Origin of the sequence: Gluconobacter oxydans DSM 3504, from assembly GCF_000583855.1 — a bacterium.
GTDB classification, from domain to species: domain Bacteria; phylum Pseudomonadota; class Alphaproteobacteria; order Acetobacterales; family Acetobacteraceae; genus Gluconobacter; species Gluconobacter oxydans.
Genome location: NZ_CP004373.1, coordinates 787031 through 811797 on the forward strand (window position 1 = coordinate 787031; position 24767 = coordinate 811797).

Genomic DNA, 24767 nt, shown 5'->3' on the forward strand with positions numbered 1-24767 from the left:
GGCGGTTCTTACGAGGCCGGTTCGGCGACCCGCTGAAGCTCCACAAGGCCGTTCACGACGGCCAGCGCGATTTCGCCACGGACCAGCGCCTGGGCATCCAGACCGAAAAGTTCGCGACGCCAGCCCTTCAGCGCGCCGACATCGGTTTCACCAAGCGCAATCAGGTCCAGATCGTCCGAAGAAGCCACCAGACGGGGGGCCACCTTGTGCTGTTCGCACTTGGCGGCCAGCAGAACCCGCAGAAGCGCTACGAGGGCTGTGGACGGCCGTGGGCGATCGGATTTCGAAGGGGCTTTGGGAAGTTCGGACTCAGGCAGCTCCTGCGCGATACGGATTGCTTCGAGCAGGCCTTTGCCCATCTTACCCTCGGCAAAACCGCGCGTCACGCCGCGGATGCGGGAAAGGGCCTCGACCGTATCCGGATGAACAGCCGCGATTTCCAGCAGGCTTTCGTCACGGATGACGCGCTGGCGCGGAATATCGGCGTTCTGGGCTTCCTGTTCGCGCCAGGCCGTGACTTCACGCAAAATGCCAAGCATCCGGCGGTTGCTGGTCCGGGCCTTCAGCTTTTCCCACAGGCGACGGGGATCGGGACGGAAGGTCTTTTCTTCCGTCAGGATAGCCTGTTCGGAGTCGGCCCAGTGCAGACGGTCCTGTTCGGCAAGCTGTTTGCGCAGGGCATCGTAAACCGTGCGCAGATGCGTGACATCAGCCGCGGCATAGGCGATCTGCGCCTTGCTCAGCGGACGGGCTGACCAGTCACTGAAACGGTGTGCCTTGTCAATGCTGCGACCGGTAATCGCGCCAACCAGACTGTCATAGCCAACCTGATCGCCGAAGCCGGCCACCATGGCAGCAACCTGCGTATCGAAAACCGAAGCCGGAAGGCGATCGAAAATATGGAGGAAAATCTCAAGGTCCTGCCGGGCGGCATGAAAGACCTTGGTGCAATCCGGTTTGGCCAGAAGAGCGCCGAGAGGGGCAAGATCGATGCCGGGAGCCAGCGTGTCGATCAGGACAACGTCCTCGGTTCCGGCAAGCTGGACGAGGCAGAGCTCCGGCCAGTAGGTCCGTTCCCGGACGAATTCCGTGTCGATGGTCACGAAAGGCTCGTTCTGCAGTTTTTCGCAGATACGGGCCACCTCCTCACTGGAGGTCAGGAGAACGGGGGTCGGGAAGGTCGGAGCTTTCGAGCGCATGAAACGATCCTACACAATGCGCAGGATCGTGACCACGCCCCCTGATCGTCCTTCCCTTACCCGTTTCAGGAGGATCAGAGGGACTGGTCGATCCAGGCCTTGAGCTGGCTCTTCGGCAGCGCACCCATCTGCTGGGCGACCGGCTTGCCATCCTTGAAGACGATCAGCGTCGGGATGCTGCGCACGCCATATTTGGTCGGAGCTTCCGGATTGGAGTCGATATTGACCTTGGCGACCTTCAGACGGCCCTGATACTCGGCGCCGATTTCCTCAAGCGCCGGTGCGATCATCTTGCACGGGCCGCACCATTCCGCCCAGAAATCGACCAGAACCGGACCTTCGGACTTCAGGACGTCGGCTTCGAAGCTGCTGTCGCTGACGGCAACGGTGTTTGCGCTCATGAGGGTATTCCTTGTGGCGAATGATGTTTCTGAGAACGGATATCGGCTGCCCTGCCCCTCACTGCAAGGGGCTTTTGATCTGCATCAAGCTCCGGGACGGACCTGATCCAGTAGCGGGGACGGAAGTGTGACAACGGCCGGTCCTTCCGTCCAGACCAGAGAACAGTGAATGTCGTAGCCGGGATGAAGTTGCTCCAGCACGGCGCGATAGGCCGCCATCTGCCGCAGATAGGCGACCGGCGTCCTCTCGGCTCGCAGAGGAGGATTGCGATTCGTCTTGTAGTCGCAGACCCAGATCTGCCCGTCCCCGATCCGCAGACGATCCACCTGCCCGAGCACCACGCGGCCCGCGCTGACACCCGAAATCGGCTGCTCCGCACGGCTTCCGGGTGCAAACAGCGGCGTAAGGTCGGGATGGGACAGAACACCCAGAACCTGCTGGGCCAGACGATCGATTTCCGGTTCCGTCAGGCCGAGAGCTCGGCGGGACAGCCAGCGCAGAGCTACAGCCTCGCGCTCGGCGGGCGGCGTTTCGGGTAGAAGCTGGAGCAGACGGTGAATCATCGTACCGCGTCGCATGGCCTGTTCGCGCACCGGGGTTGGGCGACCGGCCAGAAGCTCCAGCGGCGAACGTGCAGCCGGGAGTTCGCCGAACTCTGCGCCATCCGGACGGCTGGGCGCGAGCGGACGCGTCATGGCATCCTCATGCGGCGTGATGACGGGCTTCCAGTCCGGCGCACGCCCCATCCAGTCCGGTAGGGTAGCGCAGGGCGGTTCGGCCGATCCGAGCTGGAAAGCAACGGGAGCAAGCGTACGCGCTTCTTCCAGCACGAGCCGCTCGCCTTCCCAGCCGAGATCTATCGGTTCGGAACGCGCATTGGCCAGTTGCCGGAAACCGGCCTCGCACTGCCGATACCAGCTTGTATCCGCAGGCTCGCGCTTGGCTCCGGCCCCACAGATCACGAGCCAGTCACTGGCACGGGTCAGGGCGACGTAGAGCAGGCGGTTGCTCTCGGCACGGGCTTTTTCGGCGTCCCGTTCGGACAGAGCCGTCGTGACATCCGTCCCCATATCCTTTTTCGGAACCCAGAGCGGAAGTTCGAACGCGCCCGCCTCTTCCCACAGGAAATCGCTGCCCGGCGGTGGCTTGGACGTCGTGTCCGGCATCACGACCAGACGCGCCTGAAGCCCCTTGGAGCCATGCACGGTCATGACTCGGACGGCTCCAAGCTCACTTTCGGCTTCGCGCTTGCTGGTGATCTCGCTGGCTTCGAGCCAATGCAGGAAGCCCTGAAGCGATGGCGGATGCAGCCCTTCATAGCGCAGTGCTGCCGTCAGCAGTTCGTCCACCGGTTCGGCCGCTTCCGGCCCCAGACGCCGCAGCAGCCGCGTGCGGCCACCATGCTGGCCCAGCATTTCGGCAAGCAACCGATACGGAGACGCATAATCGACGCGCGCATAGAGCGTGGACAGCATCTCCCAGGCCGACCGCCAGTCCTCGCGCTCCCGATGCCGTTCGCGCAGAACGGTCCAGAGCGGCTGGCCTTTCGGGCCGAGGGCATGGGCCGTGCCATTGCGGGTGGCGAGCGCCATCAGCGAGTCGTCCGTCAGCCCGCCGAGCGGGGATGTCAGGACGGAAGCCAGTGTCAGATCATCCTGCGGCAGAAGCAGGGCCGCGCAGAGCGTCATGAGATCGCGGACCGCCACCTGCTGCGTCAGCCCGACCCGGACCAGCGTCGCCACTGGCACATTGCGTGATTTCAGAGCCCGGATCAGCGAGCGCAGGAACGGGGAACGCCGGGGGACGAGGATCAGCACATCGCCAGCCGTCAGGGGCGCCTGTCCGGGCTGGGGTGGACATCCAATCTGCTGGTCGATCCATTCCGCAAGCGCTTCGGCAAGGCGCTGCGGGGCGCTGCGCTGTCCGGTATTGGCGGATGGCGCACGCCAGGGCGTGAGGCCTTCGTCATCATCCTCGCCCTGCACGACGGGGACGAGCGGCCAGAGTTCCACGCGTCCCCCCTGCCCCGGACGGGCCGAGACATGCGGACGGAGCGTTTTTTCATCGTCCTGAAGCAGACCATGCGCGGCGAGAGGCTGGGAGAACACCGCATCCACGAAAGACAGGACGGGTGGGACCGAACGGAAGGAAACGTTCAGTTCCGGATCGCGCCACAGCAGACCGGCATTGCGGACCCGGCTGGCAAATTCGTGACGCCAGCGGTGAAACTCTTCCGGCTGCGCGCCTTGGAAGCCGTAAATCGACTGCTTGTAATCCCCGACCGCAAAGATGGTGCGCGGACGCGGCCCCATGTCCCACGCGCCCTCACCTGCGAAGAACTCGGATGTGAGCGCGCCGGCGATTTCCCATTGCAGGCCGGAATTGTCCTGCACCTCATCCAGCAGCAGATGGTCGATGCCACCATCGAGCTTGTAAAGCACCCAGGCCGCCCCTGGATCACGCAGGAGATTGCGGGTTTCCTGAATGAGGTCGTTGTAATCGACCAGCCCGCGAGCCGACTTGCCGGCCTGAAACGCCGTCAGCATTGGCGCGGCCAGCCCCAGCAGGGCGCGGTTCAGCAGAACAAGACGCGCGCTCTTGAGGCTGGATTGAAGATCCACGAGCCGTTGCGCCTCGTCTTCCAGCAAAGGCGCAATGCCCGGAACGGCCTCCTGCGCTTTCTTGGCGACAAGACCATTCACCTTGCGCGGTTTGCCTTCCTTTGTCAGCAAGCATTCCGCCCACACTGCGGGGACGCGCTCGGCGGGGTCCGTTCCAAGCCACGCCAGCATCTGCTCGACGAAAACACGACCAGATGCGGTTACAGACCCGAGCACATCCCGCAGACCGGCCCGCAGATCGTCTTCCTTCGGCGGCTGACAGGCGAGGCTTTCCAAGTCTTCAAGACTCTGCTGCCCGGCTTTCAGGGCCTTGCGATAGGCACTGACCACGCTGTCCGGCAGGGTCGCCCAGCGCTCCAGCAACGGCCGGGCGCGGCTCTCCTCCATGTTCAGCGTGCGGATGCGCTGGAAAAAGCGGTCCAGACCCACTGTTCCGGCCACATCGGCGGCAAGCTCCGGCGAACGGGCCAGCCCGTCTTCCATCGCCTCGCGCAGGGCCAGTGTGGTGTCGGTCTCTTCCATCAGTGTGAAATGCGGATCGACCGAGGCTTCCAGCGGAAACCGCCGCAGCAGAGACTGGCAGAAGGCATGGATTGTCTCGATCCGCAGGCCGCCCGGCAGATCGAGAACGCACAGGAACAGCGCGCGGGCACGGCGGCGGGTTTCGTCCGTGTTGGGAACGTCGAGGCTTTCAAGCTCCGCACCCAGCTTCGCATCCGGCAGCGAGACCCAGCTTCCCAGCTTCTGCTGAAGCCGGTTGGCCATCTCGGCAGCCGCAGCCTTGGTATAGGTCAGGCACAGGATGCGCGAAGGATGCGCGCCATCGGCCAGAATGGTGTCACCATCATCGGTCTGCACATAGAGCGGCAACATGAGCCGCAGCAGGCGGTCGATCAGCAGCTTGGTCTTGCCCGAACCCGCCGAGGCGGAAACGAACACCGAAGCGCGCGGATCGGAGGCCTGACGCTGCGTGCGGTCGGCGGCGGCAATGACTTCGTCACGGGTTACAGGGCGCGTAACAGGCGGCATGTCGTTCATTCACCCTCTCCTTCAGCATAAGCCGCGCGCCATTCATCCACGCGGGCAAGCTGCGCGTAGTCGGTGTAACGCGGGACGTGCCCGGCCCAGGGCTGGGAGCGGTAGGGCTGATCGGGATTGTCGTATTCGTCCACGAGGGTCCGGAGTTTTTCCATGGCCTCACCAATCAGCGTGGGTGCGTCCGTGCCGGAGCGTGAACCGGGCACTTCGCTTTCCTTGCCTGGATCATCCCCCCCGGTCAGGTGCCAGTAGAGCAGTTTCTTCGTCTCCACGGCCGGAACGTCTTTGAACGCCCCTTTCGCCAGCAGCGCGCCTTCGAGCACGAGCTGGACGGACCAGCCCTCCGCAACATTCTTCCCGCTGGGGGGCTGTCCGGTCTTGTAATCAAAGACCGTCGCCAGACCATCCGCACCGATATCGATCCGGTCCGCACGGCCGCGCAGCTCGAACGGCGCAAAAGCCGCCTGAAGACGAAAAGATGCCGTGACCTCCACGAACCGCCCCTGCGCCGGGCCGCTTTCCTCCATGTCCAGACGGTAGGCAGCTTCCTTTTCCGCCACCCAGTCTGCAATCCGGGCCAGACGTGGCCCCCACCAGTTCACGAGGGCCGGGCGCATATTGGCCTTGGCCAGTTCCTCAGCAAAAACGCGACGCAGGATGGCGCTCGCATTGGCGGGCCAGCGCTCGGGGAAGTCGCTCAGGACACGTTCCATCGCATCATGCACAATCATGCCGAAATCAGCGTGTTCAGCGCCTTCCTCCAGCGGCTTGAGCGCCCGGAGCTTCAGGACATGCTTGGCATAGATCGCATACGGATCGTGCATCCAGGTTTCGATCTCGGTAATGCTAAGACCGCGCGGACGCAGAGCGACGGGCGGCCGCGGCTCGGGCGGCGCAACGGCTTCGGCGCCTGCGAGCGGCTGATCCAAACAGCGCTGCCAGTCCAGCGCGGGATGCACCGGCAGGCTCTGCGACCGTCCGCCAAGAAACGCCTCCATCCGCACCATCCAGCGCGCGGGAACACCGGGCGCACCTTCCCGCCGGGCTGAACTGGCAAACACGGCCTCCTGCGACGCCAGAATGGTCGAGACGAAATCATGCGCGCTCACACCCGTCTGCCGCTCCGGAGAGGGCAGACCCACACGCACACGCATCGGACGACTCAGCCAGGGGCCCGGATCGGTCGCGGGTGGCCAGACGCCTTCGTTCAGACCGCCCAGCACCACGACATCGAACGCCAGAAGCCGTGCTTCCAGCACGCCAAGGATCGAGACGCGCGGATGCGCCAGTTCCACACCGCCACGATGCGCGCGCAGACCGGTCAGCATCTGCCCGGCCATCGACGTGTTGAGGAACGAATCCAGATGCGTCAGGCGCTGCGGCGGAAGGATGCCGGTATTGACGATCAGCGCCGCCAGATGGCGGGACAAGGCCTCGCCATCCTCGCCCAGCCACAGACGCGCGCCTGGATGGCGCAGTTCGTCTTCCGGCGCGTCCAGCTCTTCAGCAGTAGCCGCCAGAGCCTCGGCCGTGTGGATCAGGCGTTCGAGCAGTTCCGGCAGGGGAATGGCGCCTTCGATGGACAGGAGCGGATCAAAGGCCTGCTCGATGCGCGCGATGAAAGCGGCGGGACCTTCCGGCTCGTCGGGGGCATCTGCGCTGGCACCGTGATCGGGCGCATGTTTCTTCTGGGTGTATTCGTGCAGCGCGGCTTTCAGGCCCGCGATGCCCGGCGCGGGAGCTGGCCCACGCAGCAGGAGCCGTTCCAGCCGCCGGGCCGAAGCATGGCAGTCGCCCGGCGTGCGCCCCAGAGCGGCGAGCGGGTGTTTCAGGACGGACAGGAGCGCCACCGGTGACAGTCGCGCTTCAGCGGCAGTCGCGATCAGGCGCAGAAATACGGCGGCCGGAGTCTGGGAGAGGGACTCGCCCGCACTGTCATCGGCATGAATGCCGAACCGCAGAAGCTCCGTCCCCACACGCTGCGCCAGAGCACGATCCGGCGTGACGAGCGCGCAGGTTTTCCCGGCTTCGGAGACGACATCGCGCAGGATCAGGGCAATGGCCTGCGCCTCCTGCTGCTGGTCCTGCGCGGGCAGTATGGAGAGGCCATCGATATCGCGGGGACGGCTGTCCTGCCCCCAGTGCTCGATCCCGTGTTCCGGCAGCAGGACCTCGCGCAGCATCAGTTCGCGCCCGCGATCCCGCCCGCCATCCCAGTCCGTGAGTTCCTCGCGGGACAGGCCCAGATCCGTCAGGATTTCCTTCAGGCCAGCCTGCGGATGTGACGGTGGTAGATCGGCCCAGATTTCATCCGTCATCCCCAGATCCACGCCCGGCAGGATCACGAGCCCGGCGGGAAGCCGCGCCACCACGGCCAGCACATCCGACACCGCCGCCGATCCATCCGCGAATCCCACACCCCAGACCGGCGTCAGCGGCGGCTTTTCCGCCCAGGCCTGCGCCTGTGCTTTCAGACGCGCAATCTGCCGCGCCACGGGGTTGGACAGCCCCTCCTCTTCCAGCCATTTCGGCCAGATAGCAGTCACGATTTCCAGAAATTTCAGCGTCTGCTGCCAGTGATCGGAAAAGCGCTCCTCCACCGCATCCGGCAGACGTTCAGCCAGATCCACGCCGCTGCGCTCGGCCTCGTCCATCAGGTCCGCCAGCGCCTTGGCGAGCGGCCAGGCGCGATCGATCCCCTTGGTGCTGTCCACACCAACGCTCACGAGCGGCGTCTGAAGAATCAGCATCGAGAGCACGGCCAGACGACGCTGCGGCTCCACAGGGGGCGGCAGAACGACGTCGATCCCGATGGACGCCAGCGCATCCTCGTCCACGTCATTGATGGCGACAATGCGCGGCAGAAGTGCGGCCTGCGTATCCAGAGCCCGCAGGAACGCTTCCATCAGCGCACGGCCCGCGCGACGGCTGGGGACAAGGATCAGGCCAGGACCATCCGTTCCAGCCGCTGGGTCCCGCTCAAGCCATTCCTGCGCCACACGGTCCAGAAACGGCTCCGTGCCGGCAATGGTGACGACGCCGCTCATGGGTTCAGTCCTGTCAGGCGCTCTTCGGGCCAGCCCGTCAGGTCCACGAGGCGCGAGTCCTCGCTGTCTCCGGGGGCGAATGTAAGATGCAGCGCACCGTCGGGCAGCAGGTCCCCGGCCCGTTCCGGCCATTCGACCAGCATGATGCCCTCGCAGGCCTCGTCCCAGGCCAGTTCATACAGCGCATCCGGCCCATCCAGCCGCCACAGATCATAGTGATGCACCGCCCCTTTCAGCGTCTCGTACGGCTGAACGAGCGCGAAGCTGGGGCTGGGTACTTCCATCTGCGGATCCTGTGCCAGATGGCGCAGGAACGCCCGGGCGAACGTGCTTTTCCCGGCCCCTAAGTCCCCCGAAAGCGCGAGGCAGTCTCCGGGCGCGCAGCGATCGGCGATCAGGGCCGCCAGAGTTTCGGTTGCAAGCTGGTCATCGAGGCGTATCTGCATGAGCCCCAATGTGGCCCGACTGCCCGGAGCCAGCAAGCACGTTTGGGGAACATCCGTGCCCGTTCAGCCGGATGTGTGCTGAAGAAGTGCCTTCCACCGCGCCATGACAGGGCCTTCCTGAAACTCTGCCGCCCTCTGCCGCGCCTTGGCCGACATGCGCTGGCGCTGTTCGGGGGCGCCCATCAGTTCCAGCAGGGCGACGGCCAGAGCCTCGGGCTCTTCGGGCGGAACCAGCGATCCGGTCACGCCATCGCGCACGATTTCTGCCGGCCCGGTCTCACAGTCGAACGCCACGACCGGCACGCCCGCCGCCATGGCTTCGAGCAGCACCATCGGCAGGCCCTCATAACGCGAAGACGCTACAAAAAGCGCGGCCCGGGCGTAATCGGCATCGATGCCCCCGCTTGCGGGCGCGATCGTCACATGATGCAGCCCTTCGGCCTGCTGGAGCAGGACACCGCGATCGGGACCATCGCCACGGATCAGAAGTTCCCAGCCCGCACTCCGCGGGTCCTGTTCCACGATCCGCCAAGCCCGGAGCAGCAGGTCATAGCCCTTCTGCTCGGTCAGGCGTCCCGCCGCCAGAACCAGACGGGACGCTTCCGGATAAGGCCTGTCCGTCACGGCCGGGGCCATGTTCGGAATGGCCGTCAACCGCGCCCGAACCCTCGTGCCCTCACGCCAAAGAACCGTGTCCCGCTGCGTGAGGACAACCACATCGTCGGCCCAGCGTGCGGCGATCTGCCGTCCCCAGACGCGCTTGCGGCGGTTCAGCGTCACGTTGAAATTGAAATGCTCCCACACGACACAGCGCACGCCCGCAAGCCGGGCCGCTGCCACGCCGTAAAGTGCATGGGTGGCCTCCACCACCACCAGCGTGTCGATCTTCTCCCGTTTCAGCAGGCGCGACAGCCGCCAGACGATGCGGAACCAGGAATTGAAGATCTTCACGGGCCGGTCGAACAGGGACGAGACGGCGATTTCGGGCGACAGCGGAAAGGCCGCAGCCCCCGCCCCGACGAGTTCCACCAGCCGCACCTCACAGCCCTGACGGATCAGCCCGTTCATGACGGCGCAGGCCGAGCGCTCGGTCCCACCGAGGCCTTTGAGGTCCTGAATTACAAACGCATATCGTGCCTTCAATGCCCTACCCCAACCTCTTCAAACCGATTATGAAACAGGTCATGACGACTGCACCTCAAACCCTCAACACCGATGTCGCGATTGTCGGCGCCGGTCCGACCGCCCTCTTCGCCGCATTCGAATGTGGCATGCTCAAACTGTCCTGCGTCCTGATCGACGCGCTCGACAGCGTAGGCGGACAATGTGCGGCGCTCTACCCGGAAAAACCGATCTACGACATCCCGGCCCATCCCGCCATCGAAGGTGGCGCGCTGATCGAGGCGCTCGAACAGCAGATTGCACCGTTCGACGTGCCCCGCCTGCTGGGCTCGCGGGTCGAGACGCTGGAAGGCCAGCGCGGGGCGTTCACGCTGAAGACCGCACGCGGCGACGTCATCACCGCGAAGGCCGTCATCATCGCGGCAGGCGCCGGTGCCTTCGGGCCGAACCGTCCGCCGCTCGACGGGCTTGGAGCCTATGAGCGCACGGGGGCCGTGCAGTATTACGTCAAAAAACGCGCTGATTTTGCGGGCAAGCGCGTCGTGGTCGCTGGTGGCGGCGATTCCGCGCTGGACTGGGCACTGTCCCTCTCCGAAGTGGCGGCGCAGGTCTATCTGCTGCATCGCCGGGACCGCTTCCGCGGCGCCCCCGAGACGCTTTCGCGTATTGAACAGCAGATTGCGGCCGGCAAGATCGAGAAAGTTGTGCCCTATCAGCTCCATGCCCTGCACGGCACGGATGGCGTGCTCTCGACCGTGGAAGTCACGACGCTTGAAGGCACATCCCGGCATATCGAAGCCGATGCGCTTCTGCCGTTCTATGGCCTGTCCACCGATCTGGGGCCGATCGCGCTCTGGGGGCTGGACACGCATCGCAACACCGTCCCCGTCACCCCGGCCACGCTCGAGAGCAGCACACCGGGCATTTTCGCGATCGGGGATGTGGCGACCTATCCGGGCAAGCTGAAGCTGATCCTTCAGGGATTCTCCGAAGGCGCCATGGCGGCCCATGCCATCCATGCCATCGTCCATCCCGACACGGCCCTGCATTTCGAATATTCGACCAGCAAGGGCGTGCCGGGCTGACGGAGCAGGACGGGACAGTTTTTTCGCAGCGCTGAGCTGGCTTTCATGGCTTCAGGGCGGTTTCACGAACGACAACACAGCAGGACAGATATGAAAGTCATCGTTATGGGCGCCGGCGTCATCGGCGTGACAACGGCCTGGTATCTCGCTCAGGAAGGCCACGAAGTCGAAGTCATCGACCGCCAGCCGGGTGTGGGTCTGGAAACGTCCTTTGCCAATGCGGGTCAGGTCTCTCCGGGCTATTCGACTCCCTGGGCCATGCCGGGACTGCCGTTCAAGGCCGCGAAGTGGATGTTCGAGAAGCACAGCCCGCTCGTGATCCGTCCGCGCTTTGATACGGCCATGTTCCGCTTCATGGGCGAACTGCTCATGAACTGCACGGAAAAGGCCTATGACATCAACAAGGGCCGGATGCTGCGGATCGCGGAATATGCGCGTGACCGTCTGGACACGCTGCGTGCGGAGACCGGCATCACCTATGACGGTGCCCAGAAGGGCCTGATCCAGCTGTTCCGCACCGACAGCCAGATCGAATACGCCGCCGAAGACATGCGCCTGCTGGCCGAAAGCGGTGTCGAGCACAAGCTGCTGACCGTGGACGAGATCCTTGCCCGCGAGCCCGGCCTTGCCCATGCGCGGCACCTGCTCAAGGGCGGCCTGCTGCTACCAGGTGACCAGACGGGCGATGCGCATCTCTTCACGCGCCGTCTGGCCAAGATGGCCGAAGAGAAGGGCGTGAAGTTCCATCTCGGCGTCAATATCGAGGCTCTGGAAGCTGCCAGCGATGCCATCGTCAGCATCCGCACCAGCGCTGGCCGCATGACCGCCGACCGCTACGTTCTGGCACTGGGCAGCTACTCCCCGCGCTTCCTCAAGCCGCTTGAACTGCGGCTGCCGATCTATCCGGTCAAGGGCTACTCTCTGACCATGCCGATCACGGATGAAAGCCGCGCCCCTGTCTCGACGGTCAATGACGAGACATACAAGGTTGCCATCACGCGCCTTGGCGACCGCATCCGCATCGGCGGCACGGCGGAGCTGAACGGCTTCAACCTGCGCCTCAGCCCGGACCGTCGCGAGACGCTGGAGCTGTCTTTCAGCGAAATGTATGGCGGCGGCGACCTGTCGTCCGCGAAATACTGGACCGGCCTGCGCCCCTGCACGCCGGACGGCACGCCGATCGTCGGCCCCTCCCCGCGCTACGGCAATCTGTGGCTCAACACCGGCCACGGCACGCTGGGCTGGACGATGGCGGCAGGCTCCGGCCAGATCGTCGCGGACCAGATCTCCAGCCGCCAGACGGCCATTCCATCCCTCGACCTGTCGCTCGACCGCTACGGCGTCTGAGAAATTTCCTGTCCGCAAACCATTATGGTCCTTGCGGACAGGATACCAGACTATTGGCTCTTGCCTCTTTTGCCGTTTTCTGGATTTCAAGAGTAGCGTTACAGTTCAGTGCCAATCGATGAGTATGCTGTTACACGCATGCGTTGCACAAACTGGATACGCAATGAATTTTTCCGATATTTCCAAAGGCTCAATCACTGCGCCTTGCGGTGTTTCGCATTTTCATGAGTTCCGACCTGCGGAGAAAGTTGTTGGCCCTTTCAGAGTCTGGGAGCTTACGGACGACCGTAACTGGGCCTATAATTACCACTGGAAAAGACCCACTCCGGATCTTAATCCCGTAGGTTGCTACAATGTGAGAAATCTGGTCGTTACCAGACCGGGCAGCAATATCCTCAATACCAATCTTGTTTATGACTGCGCCACAGGCTTTGATAATCAGCGCAGCATTCCACAAGAAGACGATTATTTTCTTCAGTCACAAAAAAATAAGATCGTCATCGACGAACCCGTCGTCATAGGAGACGGCGTATCGTTCGACGTCTGGGGGCACTGGCTGATTGATTATCTGCCCAGATTTGCCGTTGCAAAAGCGACGATAGGCGAACAATTTTCCAAAACGAAAATCCTCCTCCCGCATTCCAGCCCTCAGTGGGTCTATCGTTTTCTGGAGTTTGCCCTCGACGTCAGAAGAGAAAATATTATCAATTACAATCCAGGATCCGACATCGTCCTGTGCCGGGAAGCCATTCTTCCCTCCTATTGTTATACTAACGAGTTTTCATTCCACAGCTTCGTCCGGGATTTCTATACGTCCCTGACGCCTTCTTCCGGGAGCGAGAAAAAGACACGCAAGATCCTCGTGTCCCGATCCGATTTTCTTCACAGCAACCGACAGCTCTCCCGCCGTGCCCTTTTCGAGGAAATGGCTCTGGAGCGGGGATATGAAATCATCCATCCGGAAAAATTCTCTCTTGAGGAGCAGATCCGGATCTTCTCCGAAGCTGCGGCTGTTGTTGGAGAGCATGGCTCCGGTATGCACAGCACCCTTTTTTCATCCCCTGGCACCGTCGTAGGATGCCTTGGGTTCTGGAATGCTGTGCAGCTGCATATCGGTTATCTGATGGGACATCAGAATGTCTATGTAACCAGAAACTGCAAATGGCCTACACCGGAAAACAATCAGTACAGGATCGAATGTACTGAAGAGGACCTGAAGAGCTTTTTCGAAAAAGTCGATTCTCTTATTCACTAGCCCTACAGAAATCCAACCGGCCCTGCGGCAGGCTTTCCTCATAAAAAAAACGGGGCCTGCCTGAGCAGACCCCGTTCCGTGTCCTGTGGCCCTGTGACAGGCCGGAAGACATGTCCTCAGTTGGACGGAGCAGCTTCGGTCGGAGCGGCGTCCGTGGCAGCGGAGGTCTTCTTGTGGTGCTTGTGCTTGTGGTGGTGCTTCTTGCCCTTGCCGTGATGCTTCTTCGTGCCCGTCTCCGTGGCAGCATCGGACTCGGCAGCAGGTGCAGCAGGGGTGGCTTCGGCAGCCGGGGCGGCAGGAGCTTCAGCGGCAGGCGCAGCGGGAGCAGCGGGAGCAGCGGGAGCAGCGGGAGCAGCGGGAGCAGCCGTCGTGGCGGGATCGGCGAACGCCGGAGCAGCCGTCAGAGCCAGGGCGGAAACGGCGGCGATCAGGGAACGGTTGAAAAGACGCATCTGGAAACGGAGCTCCACAACAGAATAAAGACGAGCCAGCATTCAGGTTTCCCGAAGTGGCCTTGGCCGCAACATTATCATTCCTGTCTGACACGGTCGCGCATTAACTTTATGAAATTTCAGTCCCGCTTCCGTGCAATACACAAAGGCGCCTCAATTCAGACAAACTCCATTATGCACCCATGAAAAAAGGCGTGCCCCGGAAGTTCCGGGACACGCCTTTTCCATGAAACCGGCCCTGAAAAGGACGGATCAGCTCTCGCGGGACTTGGAGGCACGCTTGCGCTCGTGCGGATCCAGGTAACGCTTGCGGATGCGGATGGCAGACGGCGTGACTTCGACCAGCTCATCGTCCTCGATATAGGCGATGGCCTGCTCGAGGCTCATGCGGCGCGGCGGCGTCAGAAGCAGGGCTTCGTCCTTGCCGGAAGCACGCATGTTGGTCAGCTTCTTTTCGCGGACCGCGTTGACGTCCAGATCGTTCTCGCGCGAGTGCTCGCCGAGGATCATGCCCGTGTAGATCTTCTCGCCGGCATCGACGAACATCGTGCCGCGATCCTGCAGGGAGAACAGCGCGTACTGCGTCGTCGTGCCGTCTTCAGCGGAGATCAGCGAACCGTTGCGACGGCCTTCGATCGGGCCGACATACGGCAGGTAGCCGTGGAACAGACGGTTCATGAGGCCCGTACCGCGCGTGTCGGTCAGGAACTCGCCGTGATAGCCGATCAGGCCACGCGACGGGATCAGGAACGTCAGACGGACCTTTCCGCCACCGGACGGACGCATGTCCTGCATGACGCCCTTACGCAGGGACATCTTCTCGACGACGACGCCGGAATACGGCTCGTCCACGTCCACCAGGACTTCTTCGAACGGCTCTTCACGCTCGCCGGTCTCTTCGTTTTCACGGAAGAGAACGCGCGGACGGCCGATCGTCAGCTCAAAGCCTTCACGACGCATCGTCTCGATAAGAACGCCAAGCTGAAGTTCGCCACGACCGGCCACTTCGAACGCTTCGCTTTCCGGGCTTTCCGTCACCTTGATGGCCACGTTGCCTTCGGTTTCCTTGAAGAGACGGTCACGGATCTGGCGCGACGTCACCTTCTTGCCTTCACGACCACCCAGCGGGCCGTCGTTGATGCGGAAGGTCATGGACAGTGTCGGCGGATCGACCGGACGCGACGGCAGCGGCTCTTCCACGGACGGATCGGCGATCGTGTCGGGAATCGTTGCCTCGGACAGACCGGCCACGGCCACGATGTCACCGGCTTCGGCTTCCTCGACGGGCACGCGGTCCAGGCCACGGAAGGAGAGCAGCTTCGTCAAACGGCCGGTCTCGACAACCGTGCCATCCGGACGCAGCACGCGCACCGGCATGTTCACCTTCGCACGGCCCTGATCGATACGACCCGTCAGGATACGGCCCAGGAAGTTGTCGCTCTCGAGAATGGTGGAAACCATTCCGAACGGCGCATCCTTGTCCACGTTCGGCGTCGGCACGTGGCGCAGCACCAGATCGAACAGCGGGGACAGGTCCTTCTTCGGTCCGTCCAGCTCCAGATCGGCCCAGCCCTGACGGCCCGAAGCGTAGAGCATCGGGAAGTCGAGCTGGAACTCGTCGGCGCCGAGGGAAGCGAACAGGTCGAAGATCTCTTCGTGCACTTCGTCCGGACGGGCGTCGGAACGGTCGATCTTGTTGACGACGACGATCGGACGGATGCCACGGGCCAGCGCCTTGCCAAGCACGAACTTGGTCTGCGGCAGCGCGCCTTCAGCGGCATCGACGAGGATGATCGCGCCATCCACCATGCTCAGGATACGCTCGACCTCACCACCGAAATCGGCGTGGCCCGGCGTGTCGATGATGTTGATGCGCGTGTCTTTCCAGACAACGGACGTGCACTTGGCGAGAATGGTGATGCCACGCTCGCGCTCGAGGTCATTGCTGTCCATCGCGCGGTCGGCAACGTGCTGGTTGTCGCGGAAAGATCCGGACTGTTTGAGAAGCGCGTCAACCAGCGTGGTCTTGCCATGATCGACGTGCGCGATGATGGCGATATTACGGAGTTCCATGTGGTCTTCCAGACGGGAGGCATCGAAGAGAGGATTTGCGCCGTCTTCTGCACCGAATCCCGCCAATATGCAAACTCTGTCACGCCTTTTTCGTAGCAGACATGCCTTGAGCCTGCGGGAAAGCTGGGCCACATCTGCCGGAATCACGGCCGCATCAAGGCCCTATCGAGGAACCCGCATCATGTCCGACCATCAGCCGACCGGCCCGTCCGCACCCGGAACCGACGCTCTCAGCCAGCTCGGCCGCGCCACCACCACACCCCAGAGTCCCGAAGAAGCCGTCCTTGAGCGCGTCCCTTCCCCGCATCAGGGGCGGCAGTATGTCGTGCGCTTCACGGCACCAGAGTTCACGTCGCTCTGCCCGGTCACGGGACAGCCGGATTTCGCGCATATCGTCATCGACTATATCCCCGGCAAATGGATCGTAGAGAGCAAATCCCTCAAGCTCTTCCTGACCAGCTTTCGCAATCATGGCGCATTCCACGAGGACTGCTCCATCGCCATCGCCGAACGTCTGGTGGCCCTGCTCGATCCACAGTGGCTGCGCATCGGCGCTTACTGGTATCCGCGCGGCGGCATCCCGATCGACGTGTTCTGGCAGACGGGCGAGCCACCGAAGGGCGTGTGGATTCCCGCACAGGACGTCCCCGGCTATCGTGGCCGCGGCTGAACCAGTCCATGACCGAAGCCGCCGCCATCGCCCGCTCCAGCGGACCCGTCACGCAGGCCCGGCTTGTGGTGGACTTCCAGCGTCTGGGGATCACGCCCGGCATGACGCTGCTGGTCCATGCATCGCTGAGCCGGATCGGATGGGTCTGCGGCGGGGCGCCCGCCGTGATCGGGAGCCTGCTCCAGGCGGGCGGGCCGGAAGGCACGATCGTCATGCCCGCGCAGTCTTCCGAACTGAGCGATCCGTCAGGCTGGTGCGATCCGCCGGTCCCGGAAAGCTGGTGGGAGACGATCCGGGCCACCATACCGCCCTATGACCCGCGCCTCACCCCCACGCGCGGTATGGGGCAGATCGCCGAAACCTTCAGGACATGGCCCGGCGTGCAGCGCAGTACGCATCCGCAGGTCTCGTTCACGGCACTTGGTCCGCTGGCCACGGACATCCTTGCCCGGCAACCGCTTGAAGATCCGTTTGGTACGGCTTCTCCGCTGGCGGTTCTGGCGGACAGGGATGCCCATGTCCTGATGATCGGAACGGGATGGGAAAGCTGCACGGCGTTCCATCTGGCCGAACGCCTCGCCGAGCCCGATGGCCCGACACAGGAAGATGGAACTGCCATTATGGTGGATGGGGAGCGGCGCTGGGTCCGGTTTCACACCCCCTGCACCAGGCCCGAACGTTTCCTCCCGGCGGGCGCGACACTGGATGGACATGTCATGCTCCGGCACGGGCATGTGGGGTCAGCCCCGTCCCGGCTCTTTCCGCTCGGCGAAGCGATCCGGCAGATTGCGTCGGTCTGGACGTCTTTCAGGCCCTGACCGTCTCCTCCATACCGCCGACTGTCAGTGCCCGCGTTGCCCGCATGGCCGTCAGGAGCAGAACCAGACCATAAACCAAAGCGACGATATCCACGCCGATCACGTTTCCCGTGATCGGTCGCGCCAGCAACAGTCGCGACAGACCATCAGTGACAGGGATCAGCAGGGTCAGGACACCAGCCAGCCCGACAAGCGGACGCGTGCTGCGTTCTCCCCCCAGCCATGCCGCCATAACCACACATCCGAACAGGACAGCGTAAAATATGGTCTCGATGCTCTGATAATGACCTCCTTCCGGCAGCAGGGGAACAGTCGCAAAAACGACTGAAACCCCACAGATGCATCCGAGCATCCCTCCCGCCGTAAGCACCGAAAGCAGCCGTGTGCCAAGACTGTCCTGCACCAACCCGGCACTGCGCTCCCGCCGGCGGCGGGACGACAACCACAGCCGGTTTCCGGAATAGAACAGAAAAGCCCCGCCCAACCCGAGCAGCGCGTAACCTGCCCGCCCCCACAGACCACCGAACGCCCCGAAATGCAGCGCATAGATTGTGGTCAGCGCCAGAAAGCCGCCTCCCTGATGACCAGGCAGGAAATCCGTGGACGTTATACGGCCGCCATAGGGATCAACGTCCACATAGCCGCCATCAGGGCGCCGGGTCACATGGCGCGTGTCATGTCCGGTCACGCGGAGGGAGAGTTTGCCGTTCCGGGTGGAATAGACGAGTGCGTCCGGCTCGAAATCCGGCACCTGTTCCGCCAGAGACGCGACCAGCGCTCCCGGCTCCAGAAGCGGCCGTTCCATTCCCGGATGCCCGCCCCCGTGATGGTGGGCATGGGCTCCATCGTGCCCACCCTGCGTGCTTTCGACATAGGGGGCCGGGCGGAAAAGGCTCTGTTCCAGGGTCATGATCGGGCGCTGGAAAGCAAATCCCGCAGCCGTCGCCGCCATGACAATATGAAACGGGAGCGAACACACACCCAGAAGCGTGTGAAAATCCAGCCACATCCGGCGCAGGCTTTCTGTCAGACGCAGCGCAAACAGATTCCGGACCAGAGAGGGCAGCATCACCACTGTCCCCGATACCAGGGCCACCGCATAAAGCAGCGCCACGATCCCCATGACCAGACGGCCGGATTCCCGCCCGAGCGGCAGTCCAATCCGCTGGTGCAGAATATTGATGAAACTGGCGGCCTGTGAGGGGGTCTGTGTCCGGGTGACCAGAGTGCCGTCCGGGGCCAGACCGGCATACACGGTCCGTGCGGGACCATGCTCACGGTCATGGGATGCAGACCATATCAGGCTGGAGGGATGAGCAACATCGGGATGCAGGATCACCGTATGGTTTGCCACGGCAGAGGGATCGGCCGCGAAAGCCTTCTGCAGAAGGTCCGGAAGATGCTCCACCGGGACAGCCGCAGGTAACGCGACCGGCCGGGCGGACCAGCTTTCCAGCACGCCCTCGAACATCGTCATGCCACCCGCATAGAACGCGACAAACAGAAACAAACCAGCCATGATGCCGACCCAGCTGTGAACATTCCGGTACAACCGGACGATATCGCCACGGATCTTCATACCAGGATGCCTCGCAACAGCAGATAGGCGGCCCAGACCACCCCGTTCAGAACACCCAGCGTTGTCCAGGCCCGCACGGGAGAGCGGAAAAGGAAGGACAGGGCCAGAACGACACCCCAGACAGGGCCAGGAAACCAGCGCAGTATCTGTGCGGCAGCCGTCCTGAACTGGGCGTCAGCATGAAAGAGCAGTCCGAAAACACCCATAAGCCCCGTGGCCAGGGTTGCGCCGAGAACAAGCCCCGCCAGCCCTTTGCCTGCCCATCCCCGTCCATCCAGCGGAGCGTTGCGCGGCTCGTGCACCGTATCGGTCACAGGCTGCGTCCCTCCTGTTTTCCGACCGCCACCAGAAGCGTGACCCCGATGCAGGACACCATCAGAAGCGTCATGACGATCAGTATCGCGGCCACAGGCTGGAGAACGCGACTGAAGAGGACCGTTCCAGCGATCAGGCATCCCAGACCCCACAGCCATCCGGACCGCCCGGGCAATGGCCTCTGTCGCAGACGCTGGGAAGGTACGGACACGTAAAACAGGACAGCCGACAGAACGACCGCCACGCTTGCGAGGATCAGGACAACCAACATGGTCACCAGCGATAGGAAAGGGTTACGAACACTGCCCGGCCCGGCGCCCATGCACAAGCAACCGAACGTGTACAGACCGCAACATAATGGCGGTTCGCAAGATTGGTCCCGTTGAACTGCACTCCGAAGCGCTGATAGTCCACATGGGCCTGAAGGTCCCAGACAAGCTGGCTGGGAACGGAGAATGTCTCAGGCAGTGCGCCGGCCGTATTCCCCGTATAGCGCACTCCCCCACCGATCCCTGTCATCCAGTCCTTCGTCAGCCGGAAATCCCGCTTGAGAAAGAGCGATGCCATATGGGACGGGATAGCGACCGGCCGCTGGTTGAGCTGTGCGGCAACGGTCGTTTTGGTGATCCGGGGGTCCTGATAGGTAAACGAGGCCAGCATATCGATGCGATACGGCAGGCGCCCCACGCCTTCGGCCTCGAAGCCCCGGGTGCGCTGTTCGCCGGTCTGGATATCATAGGTCGAATCTTCAGGGTCCGTCGTCAGGACATTCGTCTCGACGAGATCGAAGAAATCCGCAGTCAGCATGAAATCCTCGCCCCAGGGCGTTCCATGGGGCGGCTTGTATTTCAGACCGGCCTCGATCTGCCGCCCTCGCGTCGGCAGATAAGGCGTGTTCAGGCGCGTCGTGCCGACCTGCGGCTGGAATGACGTGGCGTAGGACACATAAGGCGACAGACCGATCGGCGATTTGTACAACAGCCCCACGCGGCCCGTGAAAGCGTTGTCCTGCTGCGGCGTGCGGCCAGCTGTCAGGTTATTGACCGTCAGGCTCTGGGTGAAATCTCCGCGCCCGGACAGGGTCAGGTAGAAATCATGCCACCGGGCCTGTTCCTGGGCATACACACCCGTCTGGGTCTCGGTTTCATTGGTATTGGTCTTGGTTCCGTAGCTTGGCCAGGAGATGGGCCTGTAGACCGGGTTGTACAGATCCAGAGACGGGGCCGTCTTCTGTCCACGACGGTTGGCCATGAAGTCGCTCCGGAAATCCACGCCAAACAGGATTTCATGCCGGACCGGCCCCGTCCGCAGCTTCAGGTCCGAACGCGTGTCCAGTGTGACATTGTTGTAGTTGGCAGACTGGAGGAGCGCCTGACGTGTCAGCGTCCGCTGGTCAGCAGACAGGGCAACGGCCGTCACGTACCGGTAAGACAGGTCCAGATGGGCGTAACGCATATTCTGACTGATGGTCCAGTTGGGAGTCAGACGCCGCGTGAAGCTGTATCCGATTGCGGCCTGCCGTTTGGAATAGACATCATAATCCGCATCACTGTTCAGGAAATTGCGGGCGATATAGCCATACGGGCTGGCATAGATCGTACCATCCGCCGGCAGGAACTGGGCCGTCGAGCCCGCATCGAGTTGTTCATAACTCGCCAGAATCGTGAAATCCGTCCTGTCATCCGGGCGCCAGCTCAGAGACGGCGCGACATAGACCTCATTGTTCTTGATGTTCTTCGCATAGGTATCGGATTTCCGGAGCAGCCCGTTGAAACGCCAGAGCAGCGTTTTGGACGCATTCAGTGCGCCCCCGACATCCGCCGCCCCCTGAACGCGACTGTAGGATCCTGTCTGGAACGCGACCTGATTCTGCTGGTCCACGCGCGGGCGCTTGCTGACGGCATTGATAATCCCGCCAAGCTGCCCGGACCCATAAAGCGCCGAAGACGCCCCGCGCAGCACGTCCATTTCTTCCAGCCCCCAGGGCTCAATGCTGAAGGACTGGGAACTGGAAGCATCCGGCGTACGGGTGCCATCCAGATAGATGTCCGGAGAAAAGCCCCGGATCGTGCCCAGATAGCCGCGCGGGTCATCCTTGGAGCCGTAATCGGAAACACCCGCCGCGTATCGTACCGCTTCGGAGAGGCTGCGCGAGTTGAGCATCGACATCCGCGCCTGTGTGATGACCGTCAGGTTCTGTGGAACGTCCTCAAGGGGCGTGGACGTCTTGGTCGCGGCATTCCCGCTCGCAGCCAGAAGACTGGCATGACTGGCATGAACCCGGACCGTCTCCACAGCTCCGGCGCGGGACGAAGAAAGCTGTTTCCGGGAAGGCGACGCCTTTGGAATATGCTGAAGGCGGTCCGCCCCGCCCTCCAGATCCTGCGCAGATACAACACCTGCGGGCAGCCCGATCAGGATCGCCGCACAGGGAATAAAACATGCATGCACCCGCATCACACACTCTCACTCCATAAGAGGCGCGGGATTTATCACGAATGATAATTATTCTCAACTAAATCAGAAAACCACGTCCTTCCATTCCCTCCCGCCCCCTGAACCGGGAACGGGAGCGTACGAACGGATCAGAGCGTAATGCCGAGCTGCCCCTGGAAATAAAGCAGCGGCGGGCGGTTCTCATCGAGTTCCAGCGCAACGGGACGCGCCATGAACAGGGCATGGGTGCCGCCCTGGAACGTCTCGACCAGTTCGCAGTGCATCTTGACCAGTGAATCGCGGACGAAGGCCGTGCCATCCGCCGCGCGCTCGATCACGTCCGACCCGAACTTGTCGGCCGTGCGGCTGGCGAACAGCATCGCCACGTCCTTGTGGTCGTTGCCCAGAATGCTGAGGCCGAACACCCCGGCTTCCGCAATCGCACGATAGGTCGCGCTGGCCCGGTTAAGACAGATCAGCAGCAGAAGCGGATCAAGGGACACGGACGTCAGGGCGCTGATGGTCGCGCCCTGCTCGCCTTCGCTGCCTTTGGCCGTCACCACGGCAACACCCGTGGCGAAATGGGACATGGCTTTGCGGAAATCGGTTTCGTTCGGAGTCGTCATGACAATCTCCTTGCCATAATCCGGCGGCAAGCGCACCTCCCCTTCAGAACCCCAGCGTCATGTCCGCCCCGAACAGGATCCGCCCCATGTGGTGCTGGTCATCGAACGGCCGCGTGCTGTTGAGCGAGCGGTCAAAGCGCAGTTCCGGCCGGAACTGGAGCAGCTTGACGTGATGCCCCACATCCGGCCGCCAGACGGTATTGAGCGTCAGAGCCCCATAGGTCGTGGCTGGCGCGGATTCCGAACGCGTCGGATTGCCGAGCATGGCCTGCGCATAGCCTTCATTTTCCGCGAAACTCGCCACGAAACTCCCGGTATTGTCCCGGTACAATTCGGCACGCGCATTGACGCTCAAATTCGGACGAATGTGCCACCCGCCCCAGACGACCGCACTGTATGTATCGGCACGCAGGCCTTCGTCATGAAGCTGGTTCAGCTCCGCCGTGACGCTCCATTTTTTCGAGAAGGTCCAGGTCCCGTTCAGATCGTTCCAGTACCGCATGGCGCCATTCGCCCGAGCGCCCAGCGATCGCACGGCATTTTCCGGCCCGACGCGCAGCAGATAGGTGAAGGACAGATGCCCGTCCGCCAGATCGTTGCCCGTCACGCCGATATAACCAGCCGGACGGCCATTATTGTCGCCGCGTCCGAAAGACGTTTGGTTGCCGGTATCAGCGCCGAACTGAAGATCGAAATGATCGTCCAGATGAAGCTGGAACATGCCGCCCACATGCTCGAACGGCGTGGAATATTCCGTCGTATAGGCCAGCGTATAGAAAGCGCGGGTCGAGGGATCGAGCGCCTCCACCCCCATGGGGGATGTCAGAATACCGATCTGCCCGTCCAGCCCTTTGGCCGTGAACCAGGGCATGTGGATCGCGACATTCGCGAAAACCGGCATGGCCTGATAGCGGCCATTGATCCAGCGGTCGGAAACACCCGCAATCGTATAGCTGCGGGCATCGGAGCCATAGAGCATCCGCAGGTTCATCCCCAGCCCATACCCGCCGCCGATCGGATCGACCGGTTTGGTGAGCGTGAAGGTGAGCTGGTTCAGCGTCGCCTGATCGGCGTAAGGCGAAAGAAGCTGGCCGAAATTGAGGTTGCTGGCGGGATGGCTGGAACTGCCCATCACGCCACCTTCGATCTGGGTGCCAAAAGAGACGTCGGAAAACCACTGATCCGTCCAGGCCTTCCCCTGCCCGGTTGCGGTCTGCTCCCCCACGGTCTGGGCGCCGGCAGCGGAGACTCCGAGCCCCGCAAGAACCACCAGTATCGCCCCAAAACCCCGACTGAAACGCTGCCTCATGCCATCCACCTTCCGGTTGCATGAGGCAGCCCATAGCACAGGCCTGATTTTTTACTTAATGTTGCTAAAAGGGAATATTCCTCAGAATTTCGCCGTATTCGGATCAGCGCCCATCCGGCCATCCTTGCGGTCCATCTGTTCGATAGCCTGCATGTCATCCGCGTCCAGCACAAAGCCGAACACATCCAGATTTTCAGCCAGACGCTTGGGATTGACCGATTTCGGAATGACGATCAGTCCATTCTGGAGATGCCAGCGGATCACGACCTGCGCCGGAGTCCGGCTGTGCTTTTCAGCGATCTTCCCGATCCGCTCATCGCTCAGGACGCGCCCCTTGCCCAGCGGACGCCAGGACTCGGTGCGGATGTTGTGCTTCTCATGGAATTCCCGCAGAGCGCGCTGCTGGAAATCGGGATGCAGCTCGATCTGGTTGACGACCGGCACGACACCCGTGGCATCCATGATCCGCTCCAGATGCTCCGGCTCGAAATTGGACACGCCGATGGACTTCACGCGGCCGGATTTCTTCAGCTCGACGAGTGCCTTCCAGGTCTCGACATACTGGCCCTGAGCCGGCATCGGCCAGTGGATCAGATACAGGTCCAGCACCGGACGACGCAGCAGGCGCGCGCTTTCTTCATAAGCCCGCAGGGTGCTGTCATAGCCCTGCTCGTCATTCCAGAGCTTGGTCGTCAGGAAGATTTCCGGATGGTCTTCCAGACCTTTGCCGACACCTTCCTCGTTCTTGTACAGACGCGCCGTATCGACAGACCGGTAACCGAGCTTCACGGCTTCCTTCACGACCTCGGCCGTCTCATCAGGCGGCGTTTCCCAAACACCCAGACCGATCTGGGGCATGGTGTGACCGTCATGAAAGGAAATCACGGTCTGGGCCTCGGCGGATGGAACCTGTGACGACATGTCTGT

At 62.6% G+C, this 24767-nt stretch carries 20 protein-coding genes; 5 read left to right on the forward strand and 15 right to left on the reverse strand.

Features of this window, described 5'->3' with window-relative positions; all coding sequences use genetic code 11:
• Positions 1-8 precede the first annotated feature (8 nt).
• The 6 genes from rnd to GLS_RS03590 form a co-directional block, all read right to left on the reverse strand.
• Positions 9-1199 (reverse strand): ribonuclease D, encoded by a 1191-nt coding sequence (gene rnd, locus GLS_RS03565; protein WP_041111219.1) that lies wholly within the window; start codon positions 1197-1199, stop codon positions 9-11.
• A 74-nt stretch (positions 1200-1273) separates the two neighbouring features.
• Positions 1274-1600 carry a thioredoxin TrxA gene (gene trxA, locus GLS_RS03570; protein ID WP_011252202.1) on the reverse strand — a complete coding sequence of 109 codons (327 nt, stop codon included), beginning with the start codon at positions 1598-1600 and terminating at the stop codon, positions 1274-1276.
• Between the two features lie 84 nt (positions 1601-1684).
• Positions 1685-5260 carry a double-strand break repair helicase AddA gene (gene addA / locus GLS_RS03575; protein WP_052327446.1) on the reverse strand — a complete coding sequence of 1192 codons (3576 nt, stop codon included), beginning with the start codon at positions 5258-5260 and terminating at the stop codon, positions 1685-1687.
• Complete coding sequence (addB, locus tag GLS_RS03580) at positions 5257-8307, reverse strand: double-strand break repair protein AddB (RefSeq protein WP_041111221.1); 3051 nt, start codon at positions 8305-8307, stop codon at positions 5257-5259. The genes addA and addB overlap by 4 nt, the downstream gene beginning before the upstream one ends.
• Positions 8304-8753: a tRNA (adenosine(37)-N6)-threonylcarbamoyltransferase complex ATPase subunit type 1 TsaE gene (tsaE, locus tag GLS_RS03585; protein ID WP_041111223.1), complete on the reverse strand. Its 450-nt coding sequence runs from the start codon at positions 8751-8753 to the stop codon at positions 8304-8306. Before tsaE ends, addB begins: the two co-directional genes overlap by 4 nt.
• Before the next feature lie 63 nt (positions 8754-8816).
• Complete coding sequence (locus tag GLS_RS03590; RefSeq protein ID WP_041111225.1) at positions 8817-9896, reverse strand: glycosyltransferase family 4 protein; 1080 nt, start codon at positions 9894-9896, stop codon at positions 8817-8819.
• Between the two features lie 41 nt (positions 9897-9937).
• Here GLS_RS03590 and GLS_RS03595 point away from each other — a divergent pair, with 41 nt between their 5' ends.
• The 3 genes from GLS_RS03595 (at position 9938) to GLS_RS03605 (ending at position 13562) form a co-directional block, all read left to right on the forward strand.
• The gene (locus tag GLS_RS03595) at positions 9938-10960 is read left to right on the forward strand and encodes an NAD(P)/FAD-dependent oxidoreductase (RefSeq protein WP_041112619.1); all 1023 of its coding nucleotides are present in this window, start codon (positions 9938-9940) and stop codon (positions 10958-10960) included.
• Positions 10961-11050: 90 nt separating this feature from the next.
• The gene (locus tag GLS_RS03600; protein ID WP_041111227.1) at positions 11051-12307 is read left to right on the forward strand and encodes a D-amino acid dehydrogenase; all 1257 of its coding nucleotides are present in this window, start codon (positions 11051-11053) and stop codon (positions 12305-12307) included.
• Positions 12308-12470: 163 nt separating this feature from the next.
• Complete coding sequence (locus GLS_RS03605) at positions 12471-13562, forward strand: glycosyltransferase family 61 protein (RefSeq protein WP_041111230.1); 1092 nt, start codon at positions 12471-12473, stop codon at positions 13560-13562.
• 116 nt (positions 13563-13678) lie between these two features.
• Here the strand turns inward: GLS_RS03605 and GLS_RS03610 are convergent, their stop codons facing one another.
• Both GLS_RS03610 and typA read right to left on the reverse strand, forming a co-directional pair.
• Complete coding sequence (locus GLS_RS03610) at positions 13679-14056, reverse strand: hypothetical protein (RefSeq protein WP_193363844.1); 378 nt, start codon at positions 14054-14056, stop codon at positions 13679-13681.
• 210 nt (positions 14057-14266) lie between these two features.
• Entirely contained in the window at positions 14267-16087 is a 1821-nt protein-coding gene (gene typA, locus GLS_RS03615) for a translational GTPase TypA (RefSeq protein WP_041112621.1), read from the reverse strand.
• Positions 16088-16268: 181 nt separating this feature from the next.
• On the opposite strand from typA, the gene queF reads away from it, so the two are divergent.
• Positions 16269-16757, forward strand: coding sequence for a preQ(1) synthase (queF, locus tag GLS_RS03620; RefSeq protein ID WP_041111232.1), 489 nt, complete (start codon positions 16269-16271; stop codon positions 16755-16757).
• Positions 16758-16765: 8 nt separating this feature from the next.
• On the forward strand, positions 16766-17575 hold the full coding sequence (locus GLS_RS03625) for an aminoglycoside N(3)-acetyltransferase (protein WP_041111234.1): 810 nt from the start codon (positions 16766-16768) through the stop codon (positions 17573-17575).
• Here the strand turns inward: GLS_RS03625 and GLS_RS03630 are convergent.
• From GLS_RS03630 to GLS_RS03660, 7 genes are all read right to left on the reverse strand, one after another.
• A complete protein-coding gene (locus GLS_RS03630; protein ID WP_052327447.1) occupies positions 17565-19154 on the reverse strand; it encodes a PepSY-associated TM helix domain-containing protein in 1590 nt (529 codons plus the stop codon). The two genes, GLS_RS03625 and GLS_RS03630, sit on opposite strands and share 11 nt — an antisense overlap.
• On the reverse strand, positions 19151-19468 hold the full coding sequence (locus tag GLS_RS03635; protein WP_226986630.1) for a hypothetical protein: 318 nt from the start codon (positions 19466-19468) through the stop codon (positions 19151-19153). The genes GLS_RS03630 and GLS_RS03635 overlap by 4 nt, the downstream gene beginning before the upstream one ends.
• Positions 19465-19740: a hypothetical protein gene (locus GLS_RS03640; protein ID WP_049750721.1), complete on the reverse strand. Its 276-nt coding sequence runs from the start codon at positions 19738-19740 to the stop codon at positions 19465-19467. Before GLS_RS03640 ends, GLS_RS03635 begins: the two co-directional genes overlap by 4 nt.
• A 2-nt stretch (positions 19741-19742) precedes the next feature.
• Positions 19743-21926, reverse strand: a complete 2184-nt coding sequence (locus GLS_RS03645; protein ID WP_193363845.1) for a TonB-dependent siderophore receptor — start codon at positions 21924-21926, stop codon at positions 19743-19745.
• A 128-nt stretch (positions 21927-22054) separates the two neighbouring features.
• Positions 22055-22531, reverse strand: a complete 477-nt coding sequence (locus GLS_RS03650; RefSeq protein ID WP_041112625.1) for a flavin reductase family protein — start codon at positions 22529-22531, stop codon at positions 22055-22057.
• 43 nt (positions 22532-22574) lie between these two features.
• Positions 22575-23840 carry an outer membrane beta-barrel protein gene (locus tag GLS_RS03655; RefSeq protein WP_041111236.1) on the reverse strand — a complete coding sequence of 422 codons (1266 nt, stop codon included), beginning with the start codon at positions 23838-23840 and terminating at the stop codon, positions 22575-22577.
• Between the two features lie 81 nt (positions 23841-23921).
• Positions 23922-24761, reverse strand: coding sequence for an aldo/keto reductase (locus GLS_RS03660; RefSeq protein WP_041111238.1), 840 nt, complete (start codon positions 24759-24761; stop codon positions 23922-23924).
• Positions 24762-24767 lie beyond the last annotated feature (6 nt).

Bases quoted from the DNA above. Each gene is read 5' to 3' on its own strand.
- addB (WP_041111221.1), bottom strand. From the start codon at position 8,307: ATGAGCGGCGTCGTCACCATTGCCGGCACGGAGCCGTTTCTGGACCGT.
- GLS_RS03655 (WP_041111236.1), bottom strand. From the start codon at position 23,840: ATGAGGCAGCGTTTCAGTCGGGGTTTTGGGGCGATACTGGTGGTTCTT.
- addA (WP_052327446.1), bottom strand. From the start codon at position 5,260: ATGAACGACATGCCGCCTGTTACGCGCCCTGTAACCCGTGACGAAGTC.
- trxA (WP_011252202.1), bottom strand. From the start codon at position 1,600: ATGAGCGCAAACACCGTTGCCGTCAGCGACAGCAGCTTCGAAGCCGAC.
- GLS_RS03605 (WP_041111230.1), top strand. From the start codon at position 12,471: ATGAATTTTTCCGATATTTCCAAAGGCTCAATCACTGCGCCTTGCGGT.
- GLS_RS03645 (WP_193363845.1), bottom strand. From the start codon at position 21,926: ATGCGGGTGCATGCATGTTTTATTCCCTGTGCGGCGATCCTGATCGGG.
- GLS_RS03650 (WP_041112625.1), bottom strand. From the start codon at position 22,531: ATGACGACTCCGAACGAAACCGATTTCCGCAAAGCCATGTCCCATTTC.
- queF (WP_041111232.1), top strand. From the start codon at position 16,269: ATGTCCGACCATCAGCCGACCGGCCCGTCCGCACCCGGAACCGACGCT.
- GLS_RS03640 (WP_049750721.1), bottom strand. From the start codon at position 19,740: ATGTTGGTTGTCCTGATCCTCGCAAGCGTGGCGGTCGTTCTGTCGGCT.
- typA (WP_041112621.1), bottom strand. From the start codon at position 16,087: ATGGAACTCCGTAATATCGCCATCATCGCGCACGTCGATCATGGCAAG.
- GLS_RS03595 (WP_041112619.1), top strand. From the start codon at position 9,938: ATGACGACTGCACCTCAAACCCTCAACACCGATGTCGCGATTGTCGGC.
- GLS_RS03610 (WP_193363844.1), bottom strand. From the start codon at position 14,056: ATGCTGGCTCGTCTTTATTCTGTTGTGGAGCTCCGTTTCCAGATGCGT.
- GLS_RS03630 (WP_052327447.1), bottom strand. From the start codon at position 19,154: ATGAAGATCCGTGGCGATATCGTCCGGTTGTACCGGAATGTTCACAGC.
- GLS_RS03600 (WP_041111227.1), top strand. From the start codon at position 11,051: ATGAAAGTCATCGTTATGGGCGCCGGCGTCATCGGCGTGACAACGGCC.
- rnd (WP_041111219.1), bottom strand. From the start codon at position 1,199: ATGCGCTCGAAAGCTCCGACCTTCCCGACCCCCGTTCTCCTGACCTCC.
- GLS_RS03660 (WP_041111238.1), bottom strand. From the start codon at position 24,761: ATGTCGTCACAGGTTCCATCCGCCGAGGCCCAGACCGTGATTTCCTTT.
- tsaE (WP_041111223.1), bottom strand. From the start codon at position 8,753: ATGCAGATACGCCTCGATGACCAGCTTGCAACCGAAACTCTGGCGGCC.
- GLS_RS03625 (WP_041111234.1), top strand. From the start codon at position 16,766: ATGACCGAAGCCGCCGCCATCGCCCGCTCCAGCGGACCCGTCACGCAG.